Source organism: Roseobacter cerffii (assembly GCF_054226325.1).
The window spans coordinates 2,160,506-2,180,991 of sequence record NZ_CM135757.1 but is presented as its reverse complement, the minus strand read 5'-3'; the positions used below and the strand labels follow the sequence as shown (position 1 = coordinate 2,180,991).

The following is a 20,486-nucleotide window of genomic DNA, read 5'->3' as shown; positions in this document are numbered from 1 at the left end:
GAATTTGTGCCTGTCCGAAGAAACTTGAACTTGCCGCCCCTCCTCCGGGGCCCCATATCTCCACCATGATCAAGTTTACGCCCATCCTGCTGGCCATCCTCTACGGGCTGGTCATGTATCGCTTCTCCGCCTGGCGGACCGCGAAGCAGCTTGATGCGCAATCCACCGAACTGGCTGATCCGCGACTGAAAGCGCTGATGGACCGGATGGCTGCAGCGCTGGAACTGCCGCGCATTCGAGTGCACATCTACGAGATTGATCCGGTGAACGGGTTGGCGGCCCCGGACGGGCGCATCTTCATCACACGCGGCTTTTACAACAGGTTTCGCACAGGCGAGGTCACGGGTGAGGAAATGGCAAGCGTGATCGCGCATGAAATGGGGCATGTGGCGCTTGGCCATTCGCGTCGGCGGATGATCGATTTCTCCGGCCAGAACGCCCTGCGCACCGCGCTGGCGATGGTGCTGAGCCGCTTCATTCCAGGCATCGGTGTTTGGATCGCCGGGATGCTGACGAGCCTGCTTGCTGCGCGCCTGTCTCGTTCTGACGAATATGAGGCCGATGCCTATGCCGCGGCGCTGCTGACCAAGGCCGGGATTGGCGTGGGCCCACAGATCAGCCTCTTTCAGAAGCTCAACGCGCTGACCCAGCAAAACGGTGGGGCAGTCCCGGCCTGGCTGATGAGCCACCCGAAGACGGAAGACCGCATTGCGGCGCTGAAGGCGCTAGAAGCAAAATGGGTGCCGGGCGACTAGCGCACCCGCCTATCGCGCAAGAGCCTTGGCCAGCCGGGGCAGCCGCGCCTTCTTCAACAATCCCCGCATGTCCCAGGCTTGACCGGACAGCCGCTGCGCCTCCGAAAAAACGCGGTCTGCGACCTCTTCAACCGGCCCTGGTTCTGCGCACCAGAGCCCATGCAGATAGTCATCGGGCGCCAGACGCTGCACGCCGTCTTCGGCCAGGATGCCTTTCGGGAAGTCCTTTGCGTTCAAAGTCATGATCGCATCACTTGATGTGGATACCGCTGTTGCGAGCACATGGATGTCACCTGCATCCGGCAACCACAACCGGGCGTCAAGTTGCGGCGCAGCCACCGTTTCGGCTTCTGGCCAATGGCTGCGCAGCACCGCGATCTCCGCACGGGCCTGTGCCTCGCCATCCGGGCCGAGCTTGCGCGCCGCGCGCGCCCACTCTTCCAGAATACGCGCCGACCAGACCGGCTGAAAGGCGCCCGTCGCGGCAACGCCCAGGACCATTTCGCGCATGATCGTTGGATAGAGCACGCAGGCGTCGATAGTGATTTTCATGGGCGTCAGACCCGGAAAAACAGCGATTTGAGATAGCCACTTTCGGCCAGCTGCGGCAATTGCGGGTGATCGGGGCCCGCGAACCCGGTATGGATCAGAGCCGCGCGGCGTCCGGCACGCCCGATGCCCCGCAGGCTCGCTGCGCGGAAGGCCGCAAGATCGGCGGCATGGGAACAGGAGCACAGGCCCAGAATGCCGTTTTCCGCGACCAGGGGCGTGGCCAGCCGGGCGATCCGCTCATACGCGCGCAGCCCTGCGTCCAATGCCGCGCGCGAGGGTGCAAAGGCCGGTGGGTCGCAGATGACCACGTCAAATTCCGCGCCCTCGGCAGCCAGCGCGGTGAGCACCTCAAACGCATCGCCCTGCCGGGTTGCGAACCGGTCCTCGGCACCCATCGCCGCGGCCCCGGCCTGCGCCAGATCAAGCGCAGGCTGCGCCCCGTCGACCGCCAGCGCGCTCTCAGCCCCCGCCGCCAAGGCCGCGAGCGAGAAGCCACCCACATGGCTAAACACATCGAGCACCCGCGCACCTCGCGACAGGCCTGCGGCAAAGGCATGGTTCGGGCGTTGGTCGAAAAACAGCCCGGTTTTCTGCCCACCAGTGACGTCGGCCATATAGGTCGCGCCGTTCATCGGCACCGGGATGGGTGCGTCGGGCGCGGTGCCAACCACAACCATGGATTTATCATCCAGCCCTTCGAGGCCGCGGGTACGCCCGGATGCGTTTTTGAGAACAACCTGCACCTGCAGCACCGATTGCAGCGCGGCCGTCAATGGCGCGAGACAGCGCTCGGCCCAGGCCGCGTTCGGTTGGATCACGCAGAGATCGCCAAACCTGTCCATCACCACGCCCGGCAACCCGTCAGCTTCCGCATGGACCAGACGGTAGAACGGCGCATCGAACAACTGCGCCCGCAAGGCCAGTGCCTTGGCCAGACGCACCTCGAACCATGTCTGATCAATCACAGCGGTGGCTCGCGGATCCAGCATGCGCGCGATGATCTTGGACCGCGGATTGACCCCCACGATCCCCATCGGTTGCCGCTTGTCATCCTGCAACACAGCCAGCGCACCAGGCGGCAGCGCCTTGGTGCGCCGGTCGGTCACCAACTCATTGGCATAGACCCAAGGATACCCGCGCCGGATGGCACGCGCATTGGCTTTGGGTTTCAACCGGACAACCGGAAGAGCGTCGAGGTCGGACGTAGAAAAGGGCGCTGTCATAGCGCCCTCCTCTAATCTTTTCTGCCCAGGTGGGAAAGATCAGAACGTGTTGTTGATCGCCTGGACCAGCCCAAGCCGCTGGTTGGTGTAGCCACCGCTCACCGCTAGTTCGGTTGCGATAACCCGCGCGAGGTGGTCGGTGATCCGCACCTTCTGGGTCTGGCCTTGGCGTTCGGCGTCGATCGCCTGCTGGCCGCCGAACCCCTTAAGGTCCGCCTTGACTGTGCGCGGTTCGCCGAGCAGCAGCCCGGTTTCTGCATCGCGCACGGCGAGGTTGAAGCGGATGGAGTGCACCCCGCCGATGGTATAGCGGGTCTTTTCCGTTAGAGCGTGAAAGCGCAGCACCTGCACGTCCAGCACCACCGGCGCGCCCTTGACCATTGTTGCGGTGCCCCGCCCCATGGCCTCGTCAAAGATCGCCTTGACCTGCGCGTGGCGGTCACCCGGCGCATCGCCGCGCCAGACGATATCACCCGACGGGTAATAGCTGTTGGCCTCGGACACCTGCAGTGTCTGGGGGACAACGACATTCACGGCGCGCACATTCAGCGGCTGAACCTGCGCCTGGAATGACGCAGCGCCCGCCTCGGACCCGGTTGTGAACGGGGTATTGCGGCTCGCGGTATCAGTGGTTGCGCAGCCGGCGATCAGCGCGGCCAGCCCCAGCGCCGCACATGTCTTTATCAGTGTCATAAGTGTCTCCACACTCGGGGGCGACTTCTGCCTGCCTGTGTAAGGTTAGCGAAGTGTTTACAGGTCGACTGAGGCTGAATTGTGACGAATTTTAGGTAAAACTGACGCGAATGCCTGCCAAATTCGTCAGTTTCGCGGGCGTGAGCGCCATCCACCACGCCGCCTTGGGCTCGCCATCCCGGCCAGCCCTTCGGTCATGACCTCAGTCATCGGGTGATCCGGGTGGTTGGCCCCATATTGCGCCAGCAATGCCTTGAGGACGGTGCCGGTGTCCTGCTCCAGCGACAGGCTGAGCGCCCAGTCGAGGAAGATCGTGCGGCATTCGCTTTTTTGTATCCCGTCAATGCGATAGGCCTCGAGGATCAACCCCTTGGGATCATTCGCATCGCCTTTCATCCCACCGCTCCTGCCATGAGGGCTGCATCGACACGCTTGGCCGACGCAACATAGTCCGCGGCCAGCCTTTGCTCCAGATCACCCATCTGCTCCTCCTCCAGCGTCCGCAACAGAAAGGCGCGCCCGGCAGGACCCAATGCCTCCGCATCCAGCGGCTGATCCGACAGAAGCCGCGCGGCCTGATGCAACCGCGAGTAAAAAGCGTAGTGCTCCGCCAGAGCCCGTCCCGATGCGTCATCCATCAGCCCGGCAGCGACAGCGGCGCGCAGGCCTGCCTCGGTCTGCCCGCTGGTGTCGCCTTGCAGCAAGGCACCTGCCTGCGCGAGCAATTCGATCTCCTGCAGGCGCCCCGGCCCCAGTTTCGCATCCCAAAGCCCCGCGGGCGCTTTGGCGGCCCGAATGCGGTCGCGCATCTCCGCCACCTCGGTGAGGGTCTTGTCTCTGGCGCGGGGCTTGCCCAGAAGTGCTCGCCGAAACGCCTCGACATCCGCGGCGAGATCCGCAGGGCCCGCCACAACCGACGCGCGGGTCAAGGCGAGGTGTTCCCACACCCAGGCCTGCTCGGTCTGGTAGCTCTGGAAGGCCGGCCAACTGGTCGCCACCGGGCCCTGGTTGCCCGACGGGCGCAGACGCATATCCACTTCATAGAGACGTCCCTGCGACATCGGGGCGGTCAGCGCGGTGATCAGCGCCTGCGTCAACCGGGCGTAGTACGGCCGGGTCGACATGGGTTTGGCGCCGTCGGAGGCCTCGGCATCGAGCGGGTCGTAGATCACGATGAGATCGAGGTCTGAACCGGCGTTCAGCCGCCCGGCGCCAAGCGAGCCCATGCCAAGCACCACGGCCCCTCGGCCCGGCGGCGGGCCGTGTCGCGTCGCGAATTGGGCCGTTACCAGAGGCCACAGGACCACGAGCACAGCGCGGGCCAGATCGGCGTATTGGCGCGCGGCTGTTTCGGCGTCAATCAACCCACGGAGCAGATGCACACCGACGCGGAAGTGCCACTCCTTGGCCCACCGCCGTATGGCGTCGAGCCGGGTTTCATAGTCTGCTTCCGCAGCGAGCCGCGCCTGCAACAGCGCAGCCAACCCGCCTTCGTCCGGCCAATCGGTAAAGAAGTCACCCGCGATCACCGCATCGAACACCCCGGCGTTGCGCGACAGGTACTGCGCCAGTTCTGGCGAGGTTCCGGTGATGTCGAGCAGCAGATCGGTCAGATGCGGGTTGGCCTCGAGCAGGGAGAACAGCTGCACACCTGCGGGAAGGCCCGACAGGAACCCATCGAACGCAAGCAGGGCCTCTTCAGGTCGCGCCGACTGTGCAAGACGGGCGAGCAAGTCCGGTCGCAGCCGCTCAAAGATCGCGCGGCTGCGTTCGCTGCGCAGAGCTGGATAGCTCGGCCACCGCGAGATCAGATCACTCTCCACGTCCCCGGTGGCAGTCGATGCGGGCTTTGACGGCGCAAAGAACTGCTCCATCGTATCGTGCACGGTTTGCAGACGCTCCCTCAGCTCGGCCTCCAAGGCGCTGCGGTCGCAATCCATCATGCAGGCCAGCCGGTCGAAGCCTTCCTCACTGCGCGGCAAGCTGTGGGTCTGGGCGTCATGCACCATCTGCAGGCGGTGCTCGACAGTGCGATGCGCAACATAGTGGTCCGCCAGCATGTCAGCCGTCTCCGACGGCACCCACCCCTTGGCTGCCAGCGCGGCCAAGCCCTCCACCGTCCCTCTTCTGCGCAGGTCCGGATCACGCCCGCCCGCGATCAGCTGGCGCGTCTGGGTGAAGAACTCGATCTCGCGAATGCCACCGCGCCCCAGCTTCATGTTATGTCCGGGCAGCGTGATCGGACCGCCCAGCCCTTTGTGCTCCCGAATTGCGAGCCGCATATCATGCGCGTCCTGTATCGCCGCAAAGTCGAGATGCCGCCGCCAGACGAAGGGGGACAGATCGTCCAGGAAGCGTTGCCCCGCACCCTGATCCCCAGCCGCGACCCGCGCCTTGATGTAGGCCGCGCGCTCCCATGTCCGACCGAGGCTTTCATAGTAGCGCTCGGCCGCCTCCATCGCGATACAGACAGGTGTGACAGCCGGGTCAGGCCGCAACCGCAGATCGGTCCGAAAGACGTATCCATCATTCGTGATCTCGCTGAGCGTGGCTGTCATTGCCCGGGTGGCCCGCACGAAACTGGCGCGCGCATCGTAGAAGTCATCCGGGTCGAAGCGCGTTTCGTCAAAGAGGCAGATCAGATCGATGTCCGATGAGTAATTGAGCTCGCCCGCTCCCATTTTGCCCATGGCCAGTACGCACATGCCTGCCGCATCGTCCAGATCGGCCTCGCTCGCACCGGGCAGCTTGCCGCGCCTGATTTGGGTTGCGATGCCCGCACGCAGGGCGGCCTGGCAGGCTGCATCGGCAAACTCCGTAAGCGCGCCGGTGACACGCGCGAGAGGCCAGGCCCCTCCAAGGTCAGCGAGCGCCGTGAGCGCAGCCACCCGCCGCTTGGCGCGCCGGAGCCCCTCGGCCAGACCTTCGTCGCCCAGCGTGCGGGCGCGGGCGATCTCCTCAGCCAAGGCCTCATCGGGTCGTGTTAAGGCGTCGGGCAGCCACACAGCCTCCTTCTGCAACAGCGACAGCAGGTAAGGGCTGGACCCCGCCGCGCCGCGCACAAGCTGCCTTAGCTCCGGCGCAATATCCGGGAGCGCGGCAACGGCTTCATCCCCCCGCTCGGGATCAAACGCGCGCGGGCATCGCGTCAACTGTGCGGCTAAGCTCATGGGCATGGCTTAGCCACAGATGACGGCGGGGTCAAAGCCATGTTTGGACGCTTTGGGGTCCTCAAATGCCGTCTGCGGAGCGCAAAGGACACTACTGAACATCGAAAGTGTAGATCTTAAACTTCTGATTTTTAATCACTTTCCTGAAAAATGTAAAAAACATTCACATTTACCCTTGCGCAGACCTCACATCATGCCAATCTATGCAATGTGAAAGACATTCACATCCCGGCCCAACCGAGGATCCCACAACCCGAAACAGAAAGGCACTTCGATGACCACCGCCACTCAAGTCACCCCCCTGCCCAGCCAGCCTGGTTGGTTCACCCGCACCGAGAACTGGCTTGATTCCAAAGGGAAGGGCGCGTGGATCGCGGCCATGGTCCTTGGTTTCGTTTTCTTCTGGCCGATCGGCCTCGCCCTTCTCTTCTACATGATCTGGAGCAAACGCATGTTCACATCCTGCAGCCGTAAATCGACCTCCATGCGCCATGGCATGCGCGCCATGCGTCCCAGCGGTAACTCGGCCTTCGACGCCTACAAGGCAGACACGCTGCGTCGGCTGGAAGATGAACAGCAGCAGTTCGAGGCTTTCCTTGAGCGCCTGCGTGAGGCAAAGGATAAGGCGGAGTTCGATCAGTTCATGAACGACCGCGCAGAGAAAAACGGCGACAGCACCGCCGAAGCCTAAGACGGAGCGTGCCGGGACACCCCCGGCACATCCCCTTTCAAACGATACCAAGATCAAGGCACCCGACAGATGGCCACCCCCGACCCGCAGGCGCAGCCTGATTTCTATAAAGATGTCCCGCTCAAGCGCCTGATGGCCTGGGCGGTCGATGCGATACTGACCATCATCGCCTGCCTGGTGATCTTGCCCTTCACCTTTTTCACCGCGATCTTCTTTTTCCCACTGCTTTTCCTGGTGGTGGGCTTTGTCTACCGCATGGTCACGCTGGCCAATGGATCGGCCACCTGGGGCATGCGGCTCTTTGCCATCGAGCTGCGCAAACCGGACGGTGAGCGGCTCGACGCAAGCACGGCCTTTGCCCATACGCTGGGCTATTCGGTGAGCTGTGCCGCAGCCCCGCTGCAGCTGATTTCCATCGTCATGATGGCCACAACCGAACGCGGCCAGGGCCTCACTGATCACGTGCTGGGCACGGTGATGGTGAACCGCCGCGCGCAGCGGATCTGATCGGCAAACTTCGGCTTGGCGGCTGGCGCGGGTCTTGTTATCTTCAGGTTGTAAAACCTTGGAATCCCATGCGCCACACCTTGCCCATCGCACCGCAGTTCTATGTGACTGCCCCCCAGCCCTGTCCGTATCTGGACGGGCGGATGGAGCGCAAGCTGTTCACGGCCTTGCAGGGCGAGAACGCCGACAAGCTCAATGACAGCCTGTCACAGCAAGGTTTCCGGCGCTCGCAGAACGTGCTCTACCGCCCGTCCTGTGCCGAATGCTCTGCCTGTCTGAGCGCGCGCATCGATATCTCGGCATTCCGGGCCTCGCGCAGCCAGCGCCGCACGGCAAATCGCAACGCAGACCTTTCGCGCAGGGCCACCTCGCCCTGGGCCTCCGAGGAGCAATACGAGCTATTCCGGACCTACCTCGACAGCCGTCACGCGGAAGGCGGAATGGCCGATATGGATGTCTTCGAATTTGCCGCGATGATCGAGGAAACGCCGATCCGCAGCCGTGTGGTCGAGTACACGCATAAGGATACAAGCGCGCTGATCGGTGTGAGCCTCACGGATGTGCTCGCCGATGGTCTGAGCATGGTCTATTCCTTCTACGCCCCCGATGAGCCCAAGCGTTCGCTGGGCACATATATGATCCTCGATCACATCAAGATCGCCGAGGAAGCCGGGCTTCCTTACGTCTACCTCGGCTATTGGGTCCCCGGCAGCCAGAAGATGGGCTACAAGTCCAAGTTCTCCGGTCTCGAGGTCTATATCGGTGGTCGATGGCAGAAGATGAAGGACCCGGCCGCATTCTCGGCTGACACCCATCCGCTTTCCACCGATCCGATCGCAGAGCAGGTCGCGAATATTCACCTGCCCGACACGCGCCCGACGCGTTAAAGCGCATCCGACAGTCTGCGGTGCCTACCGTCCAGCCCTTCACCATACCGTCGTAAACTTCTGGTTTTTGTAACGAGTGACACCCCGCACAGCCTGCGGGTGTATCGGTGCTACCGCTCACAAAAACAACGGAAGAGGACATTCAATGAAACGTTTCGCCCTGACGACAGCGCTGTTTGCAACCGCGGCTGCCACCCCGCTGGCTGCGCAAAACAGGATCGATGGTCAGTCACCTGACGCGCCGGATCTGGCTGCTTACGGTGATCTGCCCGTGGGCGTGCGTCAGCTTGAGTTCGTTAACCCGGACCAGATCGACATCGTTTCCGTTGCTGGCGGTGTTGGAGCGCCGGGCAACCTGCCCCGCTACGATCGGCCGCTGACGGTCGAGATGTGGTATCCGGCGGCTGAAGACGCGACGGGAGAGACCACGTTCAAAGCCTTCCTGCGCGATGGCACCACCGAGGTGACGCTGGAAGGCCGGGCGATGCGAGATGCGGCGCCCGCCGAAAGCGGCGAGCCCTTCCCGCTGTTGATGCTCAGCCACGGCTACCCCGGCAACCGTTTCCTGATGTCGCATCTGGCCGAGAACCTCGCTTCCAAAGGATATGTGGTCGCCTCCATCGACCATACGGACTCGACCTATCGCGACCAATCGGCCTTTGGTTCCACATTGGTGAACCGCCCGCTCGATCAGCTCTTCGTGCTCGATCAGATGGCGAAGCTGAACCAGGACGCAGGCTCCGATTTCGCCGGTCTCATTGATGCCGACAACACCGGGCTCATCGGCTATTCGATGGGTGGCTATGGTGCCATCGTGACTGCGGGCGGCGGTGTGACGGAAACCTCGGTGGGCTACCCCTGGGGTGGCCCGCGAGGCACCCTGGGCATCCACCAGGAGGGCAGCGAGACGCACGACGCCCTGCCCGATCCGCGCATCAAGACCGCCGTGGCCATCGGCCCCTGGGGCATGAACACCGGATTCTGGGACGCGGACGGTCTGGCAGGGATCGAGATCCCGATGCTTTTCATCGCTGGCTCGGAAGATGCCACCTCGCTCTACGAAGAGGGCGTGCGCGCCATCTGGGAAGGGGCCACGGGCGTCGACCGCGCGCTGCTGACCTTCGACGGTGGCGGACACAACACCGTGGCACCGATTCCCGCACCAGAGGAGAGTTTCTATTTCAACGAGAGACTGGGTTTCAACGTCTCGGAGCACTACGCCGATGCGGTCTGGGACTCGGTCTTAATGAACAATGTGGGCCAGCACTTCCTGACCTCCTGGATGGATCTTGAACTGAAGGGCGACACGGACAAGGCCGCCTATCTGGATCTGCTCGATATCGGCAGCGACGGCGTCTGGTCAGTCAACGAAGACGGCAGCTTCCGGGACGATCACACCTATTGGAAGGGTTTCGCCGAAGGCACGGCGGATGGCTTGCGGTACGAGGTGCTGACGGCAAACCCAACGCCTGTTCCGCTGCCTGCATCGGCGTGGATGCTGGCCTGTGCAGTGGGTGGTCTTGGCGCGCTACGGCGCGCGCGGCGCCGCACCAGCTGAGCCCGCCCACATCTCAGACAGCAAAAAGGGGCCCGTCGGCCCCTTTTACATCGCACGGTCGCGCTGGTCAGTTGGGGATCAGGTCCGGGATCAGCGTCACGATGCCCGGGAAGGTCCAGAGCAGCGCAAGACCGGCGACCTGGATCAACACGAAGGGGATGATGCCGCGGTAGATATGGCCCGTGGTCACTTCCTTCGGCGCGACCCCCCTGAGATAGAAAAGCGCAAAGCCGAACGGCGGCGTCAGGAAAGAGGTCTGCAGGTTCACCGCGATCATGATCGTCACCCATTTCGGATCAAAACTGCCACCATAAATCACCGGACCCACGATCGGGATCACGATGTAGATGATCTCGAGGAAGTCGAGCACGAAGCCCAGCACGAAGAGCACGACCATCACGATCAGGAAGACCTTGAACTCATCGTCGAAGCTCTTAAGGAACTGTTGAATATAGTGTTCACCGCCGAAGGAAATCACCACGAGGTTCAACAGCTGCGAGCCGATGAGGATGGTAAAGACCATGCTGGTCACCTTCGCCGTCTCGCGCACGACCGGGCTCAAAACACCGGAGGTGTAGAGCACCCAGCAGGAGAACAGCAGGCCAAAGAGCGCATAGAGGTAGGCGGCATAGGCCACGAAGAAGGCAAACCAGCTTTCAAAGCCCACGTTGCCGTTGTTGATGCGCAGGTCAAAATTGATGCCGACGAGAATGCAGACGATGATGGCAAGCGTGGACCAGATGATCACCTTGGGTGTGCGGTCCTGATCCTTGAGCTTGCGATAGGCGGCGAGCATGATCGCGCCCCCTGCCCCCAATGCTGCCGCCGGTGTCGGGTTGGTGATCCCACCTAGGATCGAACCCAGCACCGCCACGATGAGCACCAGCGGCGGGAAGACAACGCGGATCAACTCATTTTGCGCGCAGATCTTCGTCGCATGCACCACGCCATACATGAGCGCGGCAAAAGGCAAGGCCATCAGCAAAACCGTGGCACCCGAACTCGTCGCTGGACCAACCAGCACGATATCGACCAGCAGCATCAGCACCGCCCCCACGGCCCCCACGATCAGTGGCTGTGGTGACGCCGAAGGCGACACCCCGCGCGCCGTGGTCAGGAACAGCGATGTCAGCACGAGAATGATGGCGATACCGGTCCCGATGGGCGCTGCATTGGCGATCTTGGCGGCACGTGCGGCGGCCAGTTCCTCTTCTGAGAGCGCTTGCGAGGCTTGCACGCCCCCGGCCTCGTTGATCGCGGTCTGTTCGGCCACCGCCGCGTCCCAGGCCGCCTGCCCGTGCAACTCGATCATCGAGGCCTGGCAGTCGGGGCTCACGTTGGTCCGCAGCGATGCGCCTTCGCCAATGTCGGAGAAGCGCGACACCGTCGTGGACTGATCACCGATGATGTTGAGATTGCCAAGCAGGATTGCACCGATGATGATCGCGAGCGGTGCGCCGAGGAACCAGGTGAACGCTTCGTTCCGGGTCACCGGTTCGGCATTGGTGCTGCCCATCTCGACGGCGGGCGCCTTGTCGGGGTTCAGGAGCGCATAGCCGAAGGCGTAAAGCGCGTAGAGCAGCGCGAGCATGATCCCAGGCAGCAGCGCCGCCTGGAAAAGCGTGCCCACCGACAGCACGGCCGGCTCGCCCAAATAGGTCAGCGCGTCGGTGCAGCCCGCGACCGTCGCGCGTCGTTCCTGCGCGGCGGAATAGAGATCACCCGCCAGCGTGCCGAGCAGGACGATCACGATGGAGGGCGGGATTATTTGCCCCAAGGTTCCGGAGGCGGCGATGACACCTGTCGAGAGCTCAGACGAATAGCCGTTGCGCAACATCGTCGGCAACGCCAACAGCCCCATGGTGACCACTGTCGCGCCCACGATCCCGGTCGATGCAGCGAGGAAAGCGCCCACGACCACGATGGAGACCGCCAAACCGCCGGGCAGCGGGCCGAAGACGCGCGCCATAGTGGTCAGCAGATCATTCGCGATCTTGGAGCGTTCCAGTGTGATGCCCATCAGCACAAACATCAGCACCGCGAGCAGCGTCTCGATGGATTGACCGGCAAGCACCCGTTCGTTCATGCGGTTCACGACGAAGGACACATTACGGTCGAGCGCCACTTCCCATCCTTGCGGGAACACCGGCTCTTCGATCCGCGGCAGTTCCGGGTATCGGAAAACGGATATCGTATCCGCCTTGACGCCCGAGTTCACGAGGTCCCGGTAGACCTGGCTGCCCGTGTCGATGGCCTGGTGGATCAGCAACCCCGCGCTATCGAGTGCGGCGATGATCCCGAAGGAGATGACGCCCGCCCCGGCAATCGCAAACGCCACCGGGAAGCCCGAAAGGATGCCACCAAAGAGGCAGATGAAAACGATGATCAGGCCAACTTCGACGCCGTCTAGACCGAAAAACATGTCCTAAAGTCCCTTGCTGCGCTGCGTGTGTCGCGGCGTCCGTTAGTGTGTGCCCTCATAGGCTTCTTCGCCTTCGCCCAGGCTGTCGCGGTCGAGGTATTTGTTCTCGCTCTCCGGGCCCTCTTTCCACTCCAAATACGAGCGGAAAAACATCGAAACCGCCTGCAGGAACAGCATCGCCGTGAAGGCGCAAAGCAGGATCTTGAAGAGGAAGTAGCCGTTGAAGCCATTGGGGCTGAAGCCGATGGTCTCGACGTTCCAACGCAGGGCGCGCGACTTCATCAGCAACCGGTCGAGCGTGTCGGAGGCGGAAGGGTTGGGCACGATCAGGTGACGCCAGAGGAAGAACCAGCCGTAAAGCCAGATCATGACCGCAACGGGCATCATGAAGAAGACAGCGCCGAACATGTCGATCACCTTCTTGGTCCGGAAGGCGACCGCGGAATAGACGAGGTCGACGCGCACGTGCCCGCCTTGCACAAAGGTGTAGGCCATGCAGAGGCAGACGACCATGGCGTTGTAAAGCTTCAGCTCTTCCGCGAACCAGCTGATGTCGAATTGCAGCGGGATGCCGAAGCCGATAGAGATATCGGGCCGCGTGAAGATCCGCTGCATAAAGACGATGATGATCTGCTGGATCACCATCAACAGCCCCGCCCAGGCAAAGAAGCGGCCCACGGTATTGGCGAAGCCTTCGAGAACGCGCACGCAGCCCCACATGAAGCTGTTGCGCCAGAGGCCGACGGCAAAAAAGATCAGGAAGGCGGTGAAGACCACAAAGAAGAACTCAACCGATCCGCCATAGTAGACGAAGCGCATGATGGCTTCCTTGTTCGACCAGTCGAGCCAGAGCGACGGGTGCGTGATCGCATAAAAGAAATTGTAGACGGCCAAGCCGATGTTGACGAAAAACCAGAGTATCCCGTCAAAAATGATGGAGAGTGAGCCTGCGGCTTCGCTTGCGTCGTTTTCCATATGTCCCCCTCCCGTGCCGCGCGCCTCTTATCACGCCGCAGGGTCTCGCCCAGATCTGAGGCTCGTCCGCCTCTCGTGGTGAAAGGGGCCGCCGCAGCAGCCCCTCCCATATCTTGATCGTGTGATCAGCCGTTGGCCAGCACGCGGTTGCGCTGTGCGACGTAGAAGCCGTCGGACTTGAGCAGCCAGTCGGAGCTTTGCGCCAGCGACTCTTCGAACGACCCACGGATCTTCGCAAAGAGCTCGTCGCCCATGTTCTCGTCCATGACGGTCTTGGAAGCGGCGCCGAAGGCATCCCAGACATCGTCCGGGAACTGCAGCGTTTTCACGCCCTGCGCTTGCAGACGCGCGAGAGCTGCGCCGTTGTTGGCCAGCGTTTCGGCCAGCTGGGTGTGCGTTGTGGCCATCGCCGCGTTGGAGATGATCGCCTGATGCGCCGGCGACAGGTCATTCCAGACGTCGAGGTTGACGCCCGCTGCCAGCGCCGAGCCCGGCTCGTGGAACCCGGCGGTGTAGTAGACTTTCGCCACTTCCTGGAAGCCCGCGCGCTCGTCCGCGAAGGGACCAACCCACTCCAGACCGTCCAGGGCGCCGGACGACAGGGCCTGGTAAAGCTCGCCACCGGGGATGTTCTGGACCGAAGCACCCAGCTCGCCCAGCACCTTGCCGCCGAGACCGGGCATGCGGAACTTCAGGCCGTTGAAGTCAGCTGCCGAGTTGATCTCGGAACGGAACCAGCCACCGGACTGCGAGCCCGAGTTACCGGCGATAAAGGACTTCAGATTAAAGATTTCACCCAGCTCGGTGTGCAACTCGTGGCCACCACCGTGGTGGTACCAGTTGGTGACTTCCTGCGCGGTGCCGCCGAACGGAACAGCCGTGAAGTACGCATAACCCGGGTGCTGACCGATGAAGTAGTAGTCCGCGGAGTGATAGAGGTCGGCCTGACCGGAGGAGACGGCGTCAAAGACTTCGAACGCGCCCACAAGCTCGCCCGGCGCTTTCTTGTCGATGGTCAGCGTGCCGTCGGACATCGCCCCCACCATCTCTTCGAAGTAGGTCGCAGCGTCGTCCAGCACGGCAAACCCACGGGGCCAGGATGTGACCATTGTCAGAACGCGGTTGCCTTGGGCAATCGCGGGTGCGGCCAGCGTCGTGGCCGCGGCGGCAGACCCGCCCAATGCAGATGTCTTCAGAAATGAACGACGGTCCATTTTGGATACTCCTCCCAGATATGTCGCCCGTGGCGCGGAAGTTCGCCCGGGCTGTTTCGAGTGTGGCCACACTAGCGAGGCGGATTCCAAATGAAATACCTACTACTGCGTAGATCGGCGGCATTTGACGCGTTTTGGTCATATTTTTTGGCCGATTTTGAAGGTGCCGGGTTCTGCGCCCGATGTTTAGGCAGCGCGGGCGCCTCCGATCAGACTTTGATTCGCAGCGTTTTCCACGTAACCAGTCTGCCATGAAACGGATCGGCGCTCTTTTTCGCCCCAGCTATGCGCAAAAACTGTCGCTGGTGGCCACGGTCCCGCTGATTGCGGCGGTGGCGGCGATTGCTGTGCTGGTGGCCTATCAATCGCGCACGCTGGCCGAGCGGGAAATCAAGGCGCTTGAGACCCAGCTGCTCGAGGCCAAGAAGGCAGAGCTCGCCAATTACGTGACGCAGGCGCGCAACGGGTTCTACTTCATATACGGCAACGCCGCCCCCGACGATCAGGAGGCGCAGGACCGCGTGGCCCAGATCCTTTCGGCGATGATCTACGGCACCGACGGCTTCTTCTTTGTCTATGACTACGACGGCACCAACCTTGTCAGCCCGCGCCAGACCGAGATGATCAATCGCAACTGGTCCGGCCTTACCGACAGCGAAGGCACCCCGATCGTCGATGAGATCATTGAAATCGCGCGCTCGGGGGCCGGGTATCACAGCTATCTCTGGCCCAAGCCCTCAACCGGCGAAGAGGCCCGCATGATCACCTATGTGACCAGCTTCCCCAGCTGGCGGTGGGCGGTGGGCACCGGCGTGTTCATCGACGATGTGCTGTCCACGGTCGCCTCGGCACGCGCAGACGTCGAGGCACGGGTGCAGCAGACGTTTCTCTACATCGGCATCATCACCCTGGCCGCCCTGCTCGCCGTTTTCTTGACTGGAATGGGCCTCAACATTCGTGAACGCCGCCTGGCCGATGCGAAGCTCAAGAAGCTGACGCAACGCGTGCTCGATGCGCAGGAAGAGGAACGCGGGCGCGTCGCGCGCGAGCTGCATGACGGGATCAGCCAGCTGCTTGTGGGCGTCCGCTATGCGCTTGATACGGCGCGCCGCAAGTTCGACCGCGACGACCCCAGTGCCGGAGACCCGCTCAAGAAGGGCATCGAGACGCTCGGCGAGGCCATTTCGGAAGTGCGCCGGATCAGCCGTGATTTGCGCCCAGGTGTGCTCGACGATCTCGGGCTCGGCCCGGCCATCAAGGCGCTGGCAGAGGATTTCCAGGAGCGCACCGGCATCGATGTCAGCTTTCAGACAGTGGTCTTCCGCAACCGGCTCGATGGCGAGGCCAAAATCGCCATGTACCGCATCGCCCAAGAGGCGCTGACCAATGTCGAACGGCATGCCCAGGCCAGCCATGTGAAGATCGACCTGCGTGGCCACAAGAAGGGCGCGACCCTGCGGATCGAGGACAATGGCCGCGGCCTGCCTGATGATGGCCCCACCGGCGGGCTCGGTCTGCGCAACATGCAGGAACGTGTCGAACAGCTTGAGGGGCGTCTGCGCCTGTCGAAGCCGCGTGGTGGCGGGGGCACGATCATCGAAGTCACCGTCCCGCTGTCGCACCTCCTGCCCCCTGAACGCGAAACCTCGGACCGACCCAAAGTACCCGCATGACCGACCCGACACCGATCAAGATCCTCATCGTCGACGACCACCCGATGGTTGCCGAGGGCGTTCAATCGATCCTCGAAAGCTATGGTGACATCCATGTGGTCGGCACCTGCAACACGGCGCGCGACGCGATTGCCCAGGTGCCTCAGTTGGACCCGGACGTGATCCTGATGGATCTAAACATGCCCGATATGGGCGGGCTGGCGGCGACCGAGATTATTCTCGAGCAACGCCCGGGGACCCGGGTGCTCGTCCTCTCCATGCATGACAGCCCCGAGTACATCTCATCCGCGCTCAGCCATGGTGCCGTGGGCTATGTGCTCAAGGATGTGCCCACGGACGAGATCAAGCAGGCCATCGACGTGGTGATGGCGGGCGAGCGCTACCTCTGCACCGGCGCCCGCGGCTCGCTTGAGCCCAAGCAGAATGACGCGCGCGAGGCTTTGACCGGTCGCGAACAGACCATCCTGCTGCAACTGGCGCAAGGCAAGTCGAACAAGGAGGTCGCCATCGCGCTCGACATCTCGGTGCGCACGGTCGAAACGCACCGCAAGAACATCAAGCGCAAGCTGGGGATTTCAAGCACAGCCGGGCTCACCCGCTACGCGCTCGAGCATGGCGTTTTGCAGGGCACCGGCGCGCGCTTCTGATCTGCCCATCGCCGTTCAAGCTTTGTTAATCATACCCGGTCTAGATCGGAGGCATGAACGCACAAGCCGAGATCACGGCGCCGGACGCGGCGACCATCGACACCCTGCCCTATCGCACCGCCATTGACCGTGTCGCGACGATGCGCGCCCTGGTGATGCGCATGGCGTTGACCGTCAGCCAATTGGCCACGGACCGCACCGACGATCAACGCGTAGCACTTGAGGCAGATGCCAGCGCCCAGGCGGAGAAACTGCGCCAGACCTATGACGTCCTGCGCGGGCAAAGCACGTTCTCGGACCTGCCCGAAGAGCTCAGCAGCTGGTTGGCGACCATCGCGCAGGATCAGACCAGCCACATGGCTCTGATCAGCCGCATGGCCGATATGACCGACAGCCTGCGCGACGCGGCGCTGAGCGAGGACGGCGCGCACTCCACCACTCTCGACACCTATGTAGCCTATGCACAAGGCGATTTCTTTGACGCTGTCACTGCGCTGACCGAGCATATCTGGACCTACATCGAGGATGGGCGTGCCTTGCAGTTGGAGCGCGCCATGCAGTCCGCAACGCGTCTCGGCGAGGGCCTCAGCCGGTTGGAGCGGATCGGAAAATATGTGCGGTCGATGTCGATCAACGCCTCCGTCGAAGCCTCCCGTGCCGGGGAAGCGGGCAAGGGCCTCGCGATCATCGCGCAGGAGTTCAAGGTGCTCGCAGAAGAGGTGCAGGAACTGACCTTCTCCGCCCGACAGGACATCGAAAGCATCGAAAGCTCCTGAGCCAGACCCCTGCCAAGACACCCAAATTTCGCAAAATTTCGCCAGTCACGCATCTGGCGAAAGGATGTGGCGCAAAAAGTTGCCGCTGCGACATATTTTTTTGCGCAATAGGTCCTTGACGGCCCTACAGGCCACTTCTAATGTCCCGGCAGCACGAAGGAGCTTTCTGATATGACACGCCTAGTCGTCATTGTAGGACACACGCGCATGGGCCGGTAACGGTAGACCATCTTCTGACCCATGCGCCCCCGCCAAGATCGGGGGCTTTTTTATGCGCAAACGGTAGCAAAGGCCGAAGAGCGGCCACCACGGAGAAAGACATATGACACGGCAGATGTCCGGAGCAAAAATGATTGTCCAAGCCTTGATCGATCAGGGTGTGGACACCGTCTTTGGCTATCCCGGAGGCGCCGTACTACCGATTTACGACGAGATCTTTCAGCAGAACGCGATCCGCCACATCCTCGTGCGCCACGAACAGGGCGCGGTGCATGCCGCGGAAGGCTATGCGCGCGCCACCGGCAAGCCCGGCGTGGTCCTCGTGACTTCTGGCCCGGGCGCCACGAATGCGGTGACGGGGCTGACCGACGCCCTGATGGATTCGATCCCGATCATCGTGCTCACGGGCCAGGTGCCGACCTTCATGATCGGTTCGGATGCGTTCCAAGAGGCGGACACTGTCGGGATCACGCGGCCCTGTACGAAGCACAACTGGCTGGTGAAAGAAACCGACGCGCTCTCGGGCGTGATCCACGAGGCCTTCCACGTGGCTACCCAGGGCCGTCCCGGCCCGGTTCTGGTCGACATCCCGAAGGACGTGCAGTTCGCAACTGGTACGTACCAATCGCCAAAACCCTCGGTCTCGCATTACCAGCCCAAGCTGAAAGGTGACATGGAAGAGATCACCGAGCTCGTGGCGGCCATGGAGAAGGCGAAGAAGCCGATCTTCTATACCGGTGGCGGCGTGATCAACTCGGGCCCGGCCGCCAGCCAACTGTTGCGCGAATTGGTCAAAGCCACCGGCTTCCCGATCACCTCAACGCTGATGGGGCTTGGCTGCTATCCCGCCTCCGGTCAAAACTGGCTGGGCATGCTCGGTATGCACGGGCTCTACCAGGCCAATATGGCGATGCACGACTGCGATCTGTTGATCAACATCGGCGCCCGCTTCGATGACCGGATCACCGGGCGCATCGATGCCTTCAGCCCGAAGTCGATCAAGGCGCATATCGACATCGACCCCTCTTCGATCAACAAGGTGATCAAGACTGACATCCCGATTGTGGGTGATGTCGGGCACGTGCTCGAAGACATTCTGAAGGTGTGGAAATCGCGAGGCCGCAAGACGAATTCCGAAGCGCTGGCCAAATGGTGGGCGCAGATCGAGGAATGGAAGAAAGTCGATTGCCTGAAGTTCACGCAGAAGGGCAAAACGATCAAACCGCAACACGCGCTGGTGCGGCTTGAGGAGCTTACGAAGAAGCACGACCGCTATATCTGCACCGAAGTGGGCCAGCACCAGATGTGGGCCGCGCAGTATCTCGGCTTCGAGGACCCCAACCGCTGGATGACCTCAGGCGGTCTGGGCACGATGGGCTACGGCTTCCCCGCCTCCATCGGTGTGCAGATGGCGCACCCCGACGCGCTTGTGATAAACGTCGCGGGCGAGGCAAGCTGGCTGATGAACATGCAGGAGATGGGCACCGCGGTGCAATATCGCCTGCCCGTGAAGCAGTTCATCCTGAACAACGAACGCCTCGGCATGGTGCGCCAGTGGCAGGAACTCCTGCACGGCGAGCGCTATTCCCACAGCTGGTCCGACGCCCTGCCCGACTTCGTGAAGCTGGCCGAGGCCTTTGGCGCCAAGGGCATCCTCTGCTCCGACCCCGCTGACCTCGATGATGCCATCATGGAGATGATCACCCACGACGGCCCGGTGATCTTCGACTGTCTGGTCGAGAAGCACGAGAACTGCTTCCCCATGATCCCATCGGGCAAAGCCCACAACGAGATGCTGCTCGGCGAGGCCGAAACGCAAGGCGTGATCGACAGCAAGGGGAGCGTGTTGGTGTGATCGCAAAACGGCTCATCGCCGCGCTGACCATGTTGTGCGCGATTGCGGCCTGCGCGCCGGTGCCGGATGCATCACCTTCCGTCGCACCGGCGTCCCAAATCTCGTTCATCGACGATCCGAAACTGGTCCGCCACTCCCGCATTGCGCTCAGCGCAAATGCTCAAACTGCGTTTGGCAAGTTTCAAGGCGAACCGAACGCCTTTGGCGCCATGTATGTGTTGCCCAACGGCCGAGGATGGAGCTGGCACGCCGGAATCCTTACACTGGAAGATGCCAAGCAGCTGGCAAAGATCGGGTGCGATACGGTGACCCGTGGCAATTGCGTTCTCTACGCAACGCTCGAACCTGTCACCCCCGCGGCCAAAGGGGCTCTGCCCCAACGCCTGCGTCGTCAAATCGAAGATGCGAAGCTTGAGACAAACCCCGGCGGCTACCTGGTGGTGGCTGCGAACCGGGCGTCTGATCTTGGGTACAGCTGGAATTACAACGCGCAATCCGAGGCGAGGAATGCAGCGCTGCGGCAGTGTGAGGCCGACGCAAAGGACTCGCGCGCACGCCGAGCCGACGACGCTGTTGAAGTCCGCGTCGATGTTGAACTCGAGAAGGCCGGGTTCTTCGATTGCAGCATTTTCGCCATTTACCGCTAACTCGAAACAGAAAAAGACGCCA

18 protein-coding genes are annotated in these 20,486 nt (G+C 62.3%); 10 read left to right on the top strand and 8 right to left on the bottom strand.

Going from position 1 to position 20,486, the window contains the following annotated elements:
- The first annotated feature begins 65 nt into the window (after window positions 1–65).
- Complete coding sequence (locus ACVC7O_RS10535; RefSeq protein ID WP_458322097.1) at window positions 66–755, top strand: M48 family metalloprotease; 690 nt, start codon at window positions 66–68, stop codon at window positions 753–755.
- Between the two features lie 9 nt (window positions 756–764).
- Here ACVC7O_RS10535 and ACVC7O_RS10530 read toward each other — a convergent pair whose 3' ends face one another.
- From ACVC7O_RS10530 to ACVC7O_RS10510, 5 genes are all read right to left on the bottom strand, one after another.
- Window positions 765–1,307, bottom strand: a complete 543-nt coding sequence (locus tag ACVC7O_RS10530) for an RSP_2648 family PIN domain-containing protein (RefSeq protein ID WP_458322096.1) — start codon at window positions 1,305–1,307, stop codon at window positions 765–767.
- Window positions 1,308–1,312: 5 nt separating this feature from the next.
- Window positions 1,313–2,530 carry an RSP_2647 family RNA methyltransferase gene (locus ACVC7O_RS10525; protein WP_458322095.1) on the bottom strand — a complete coding sequence of 406 codons (1,218 nt, stop codon included), beginning with the start codon at window positions 2,528–2,530 and terminating at the stop codon, window positions 1,313–1,315.
- A gap of 39 nt (window positions 2,531–2,569) precedes the next feature.
- Window positions 2,570–3,223, bottom strand: coding sequence for a DUF6778 family protein (locus tag ACVC7O_RS10520; protein WP_458322094.1), 654 nt, complete (start codon window positions 3,221–3,223; stop codon window positions 2,570–2,572).
- 126 nt (window positions 3,224–3,349) lie between these two features.
- A complete protein-coding gene (locus tag ACVC7O_RS10515; protein WP_458322093.1) occupies window positions 3,350–3,619 on the bottom strand; it encodes a hypothetical protein in 270 nt (89 codons plus the stop codon).
- A complete protein-coding gene (locus tag ACVC7O_RS10510; protein ID WP_458322092.1) occupies window positions 3,616–6,393 on the bottom strand; it encodes a [protein-PII] uridylyltransferase family protein in 2,778 nt (925 codons plus the stop codon). Before ACVC7O_RS10510 ends, ACVC7O_RS10515 begins: the two co-directional genes overlap by 4 nt.
- Window positions 6,394–6,667: 274 nt before the next feature.
- Here ACVC7O_RS10510 and ACVC7O_RS10505 point away from each other — a divergent pair, with 274 nt between their 5' ends.
- From ACVC7O_RS10505 to ACVC7O_RS10490, 4 genes are all read left to right on the top strand, one after another.
- Window positions 6,668–7,084 carry a DUF2852 domain-containing protein gene (locus ACVC7O_RS10505; protein ID WP_458322091.1) on the top strand — a complete coding sequence of 139 codons (417 nt, stop codon included), beginning with the start codon at window positions 6,668–6,670 and terminating at the stop codon, window positions 7,082–7,084.
- A 69-nt stretch (window positions 7,085–7,153) separates the two neighbouring features.
- A complete protein-coding gene (locus tag ACVC7O_RS10500; RefSeq protein WP_458322090.1) occupies window positions 7,154–7,591 on the top strand; it encodes an RDD family protein in 438 nt (145 codons plus the stop codon).
- A gap of 68 nt (window positions 7,592–7,659) precedes the next feature.
- On the top strand, window positions 7,660–8,478 hold the full coding sequence (locus ACVC7O_RS10495) for an arginyltransferase (protein WP_458322089.1): 819 nt from the start codon (window positions 7,660–7,662) through the stop codon (window positions 8,476–8,478).
- 145 nt (window positions 8,479–8,623) lie between these two features.
- Window positions 8,624–10,036 (top strand): alpha/beta hydrolase family protein, encoded by a 1,413-nt coding sequence (locus tag ACVC7O_RS10490; protein ID WP_458322088.1) that lies wholly within the window; start codon window positions 8,624–8,626, stop codon window positions 10,034–10,036.
- A 67-nt stretch (window positions 10,037–10,103) separates the two neighbouring features.
- Here ACVC7O_RS10490 and ACVC7O_RS10485 read toward each other — a convergent pair whose 3' ends face one another.
- The 3 genes from ACVC7O_RS10485 to ACVC7O_RS10475 form a co-directional block, all read right to left on the bottom strand.
- Window positions 10,104–12,458, bottom strand: a complete 2,355-nt coding sequence (locus ACVC7O_RS10485) for a TRAP transporter large permease (protein ID WP_458322087.1) — start codon at window positions 12,456–12,458, stop codon at window positions 10,104–10,106.
- A 42-nt stretch (window positions 12,459–12,500) separates the two neighbouring features.
- Window positions 12,501–13,433 (bottom strand): TRAP transporter small permease subunit, encoded by a 933-nt coding sequence (locus tag ACVC7O_RS10480; RefSeq protein ID WP_458322086.1) that lies wholly within the window; start codon window positions 13,431–13,433, stop codon window positions 12,501–12,503.
- Between the two features lie 125 nt (window positions 13,434–13,558).
- Entirely contained in the window at window positions 13,559–14,647 is a 1,089-nt protein-coding gene (locus ACVC7O_RS10475) for a TRAP transporter substrate-binding protein (protein WP_458322085.1), read from the bottom strand.
- A 251-nt stretch (window positions 14,648–14,898) separates the two neighbouring features.
- On the opposite strand from ACVC7O_RS10475, the gene ACVC7O_RS10470 reads away from it, so the two are divergent.
- The 5 genes from ACVC7O_RS10470 (at window position 14,899) to ACVC7O_RS10450 (ending at window position 20,464) form a co-directional block, all read left to right on the top strand.
- Window positions 14,899–16,320, top strand: coding sequence for a cache domain-containing protein (locus ACVC7O_RS10470; RefSeq protein WP_458322084.1), 1,422 nt, complete (start codon window positions 14,899–14,901; stop codon window positions 16,318–16,320).
- Window positions 16,317–16,967 (top strand): response regulator transcription factor, encoded by a 651-nt coding sequence (locus ACVC7O_RS10465; protein WP_458322083.1) that lies wholly within the window; start codon window positions 16,317–16,319, stop codon window positions 16,965–16,967. Before ACVC7O_RS10470 ends, ACVC7O_RS10465 begins: the two co-directional genes overlap by 4 nt.
- A 53-nt stretch (window positions 16,968–17,020) precedes the next feature.
- A complete protein-coding gene (locus ACVC7O_RS10460) occupies window positions 17,021–17,743 on the top strand; it encodes a methyl-accepting chemotaxis protein (RefSeq protein ID WP_458322082.1) in 723 nt (240 codons plus the stop codon).
- Between the two features lie 322 nt (window positions 17,744–18,065).
- Window positions 18,066–19,817, top strand: coding sequence for an acetolactate synthase 3 large subunit (locus ACVC7O_RS10455; RefSeq protein ID WP_458322081.1), 1,752 nt, complete (start codon window positions 18,066–18,068; stop codon window positions 19,815–19,817).
- Entirely contained in the window at window positions 19,814–20,464 is a 651-nt protein-coding gene (locus ACVC7O_RS10450) for a hypothetical protein (protein WP_458322080.1), read from the top strand. The genes ACVC7O_RS10455 and ACVC7O_RS10450 overlap by 4 nt, the downstream gene beginning before the upstream one ends.
- Window positions 20,465–20,486 lie beyond the last annotated feature (22 nt).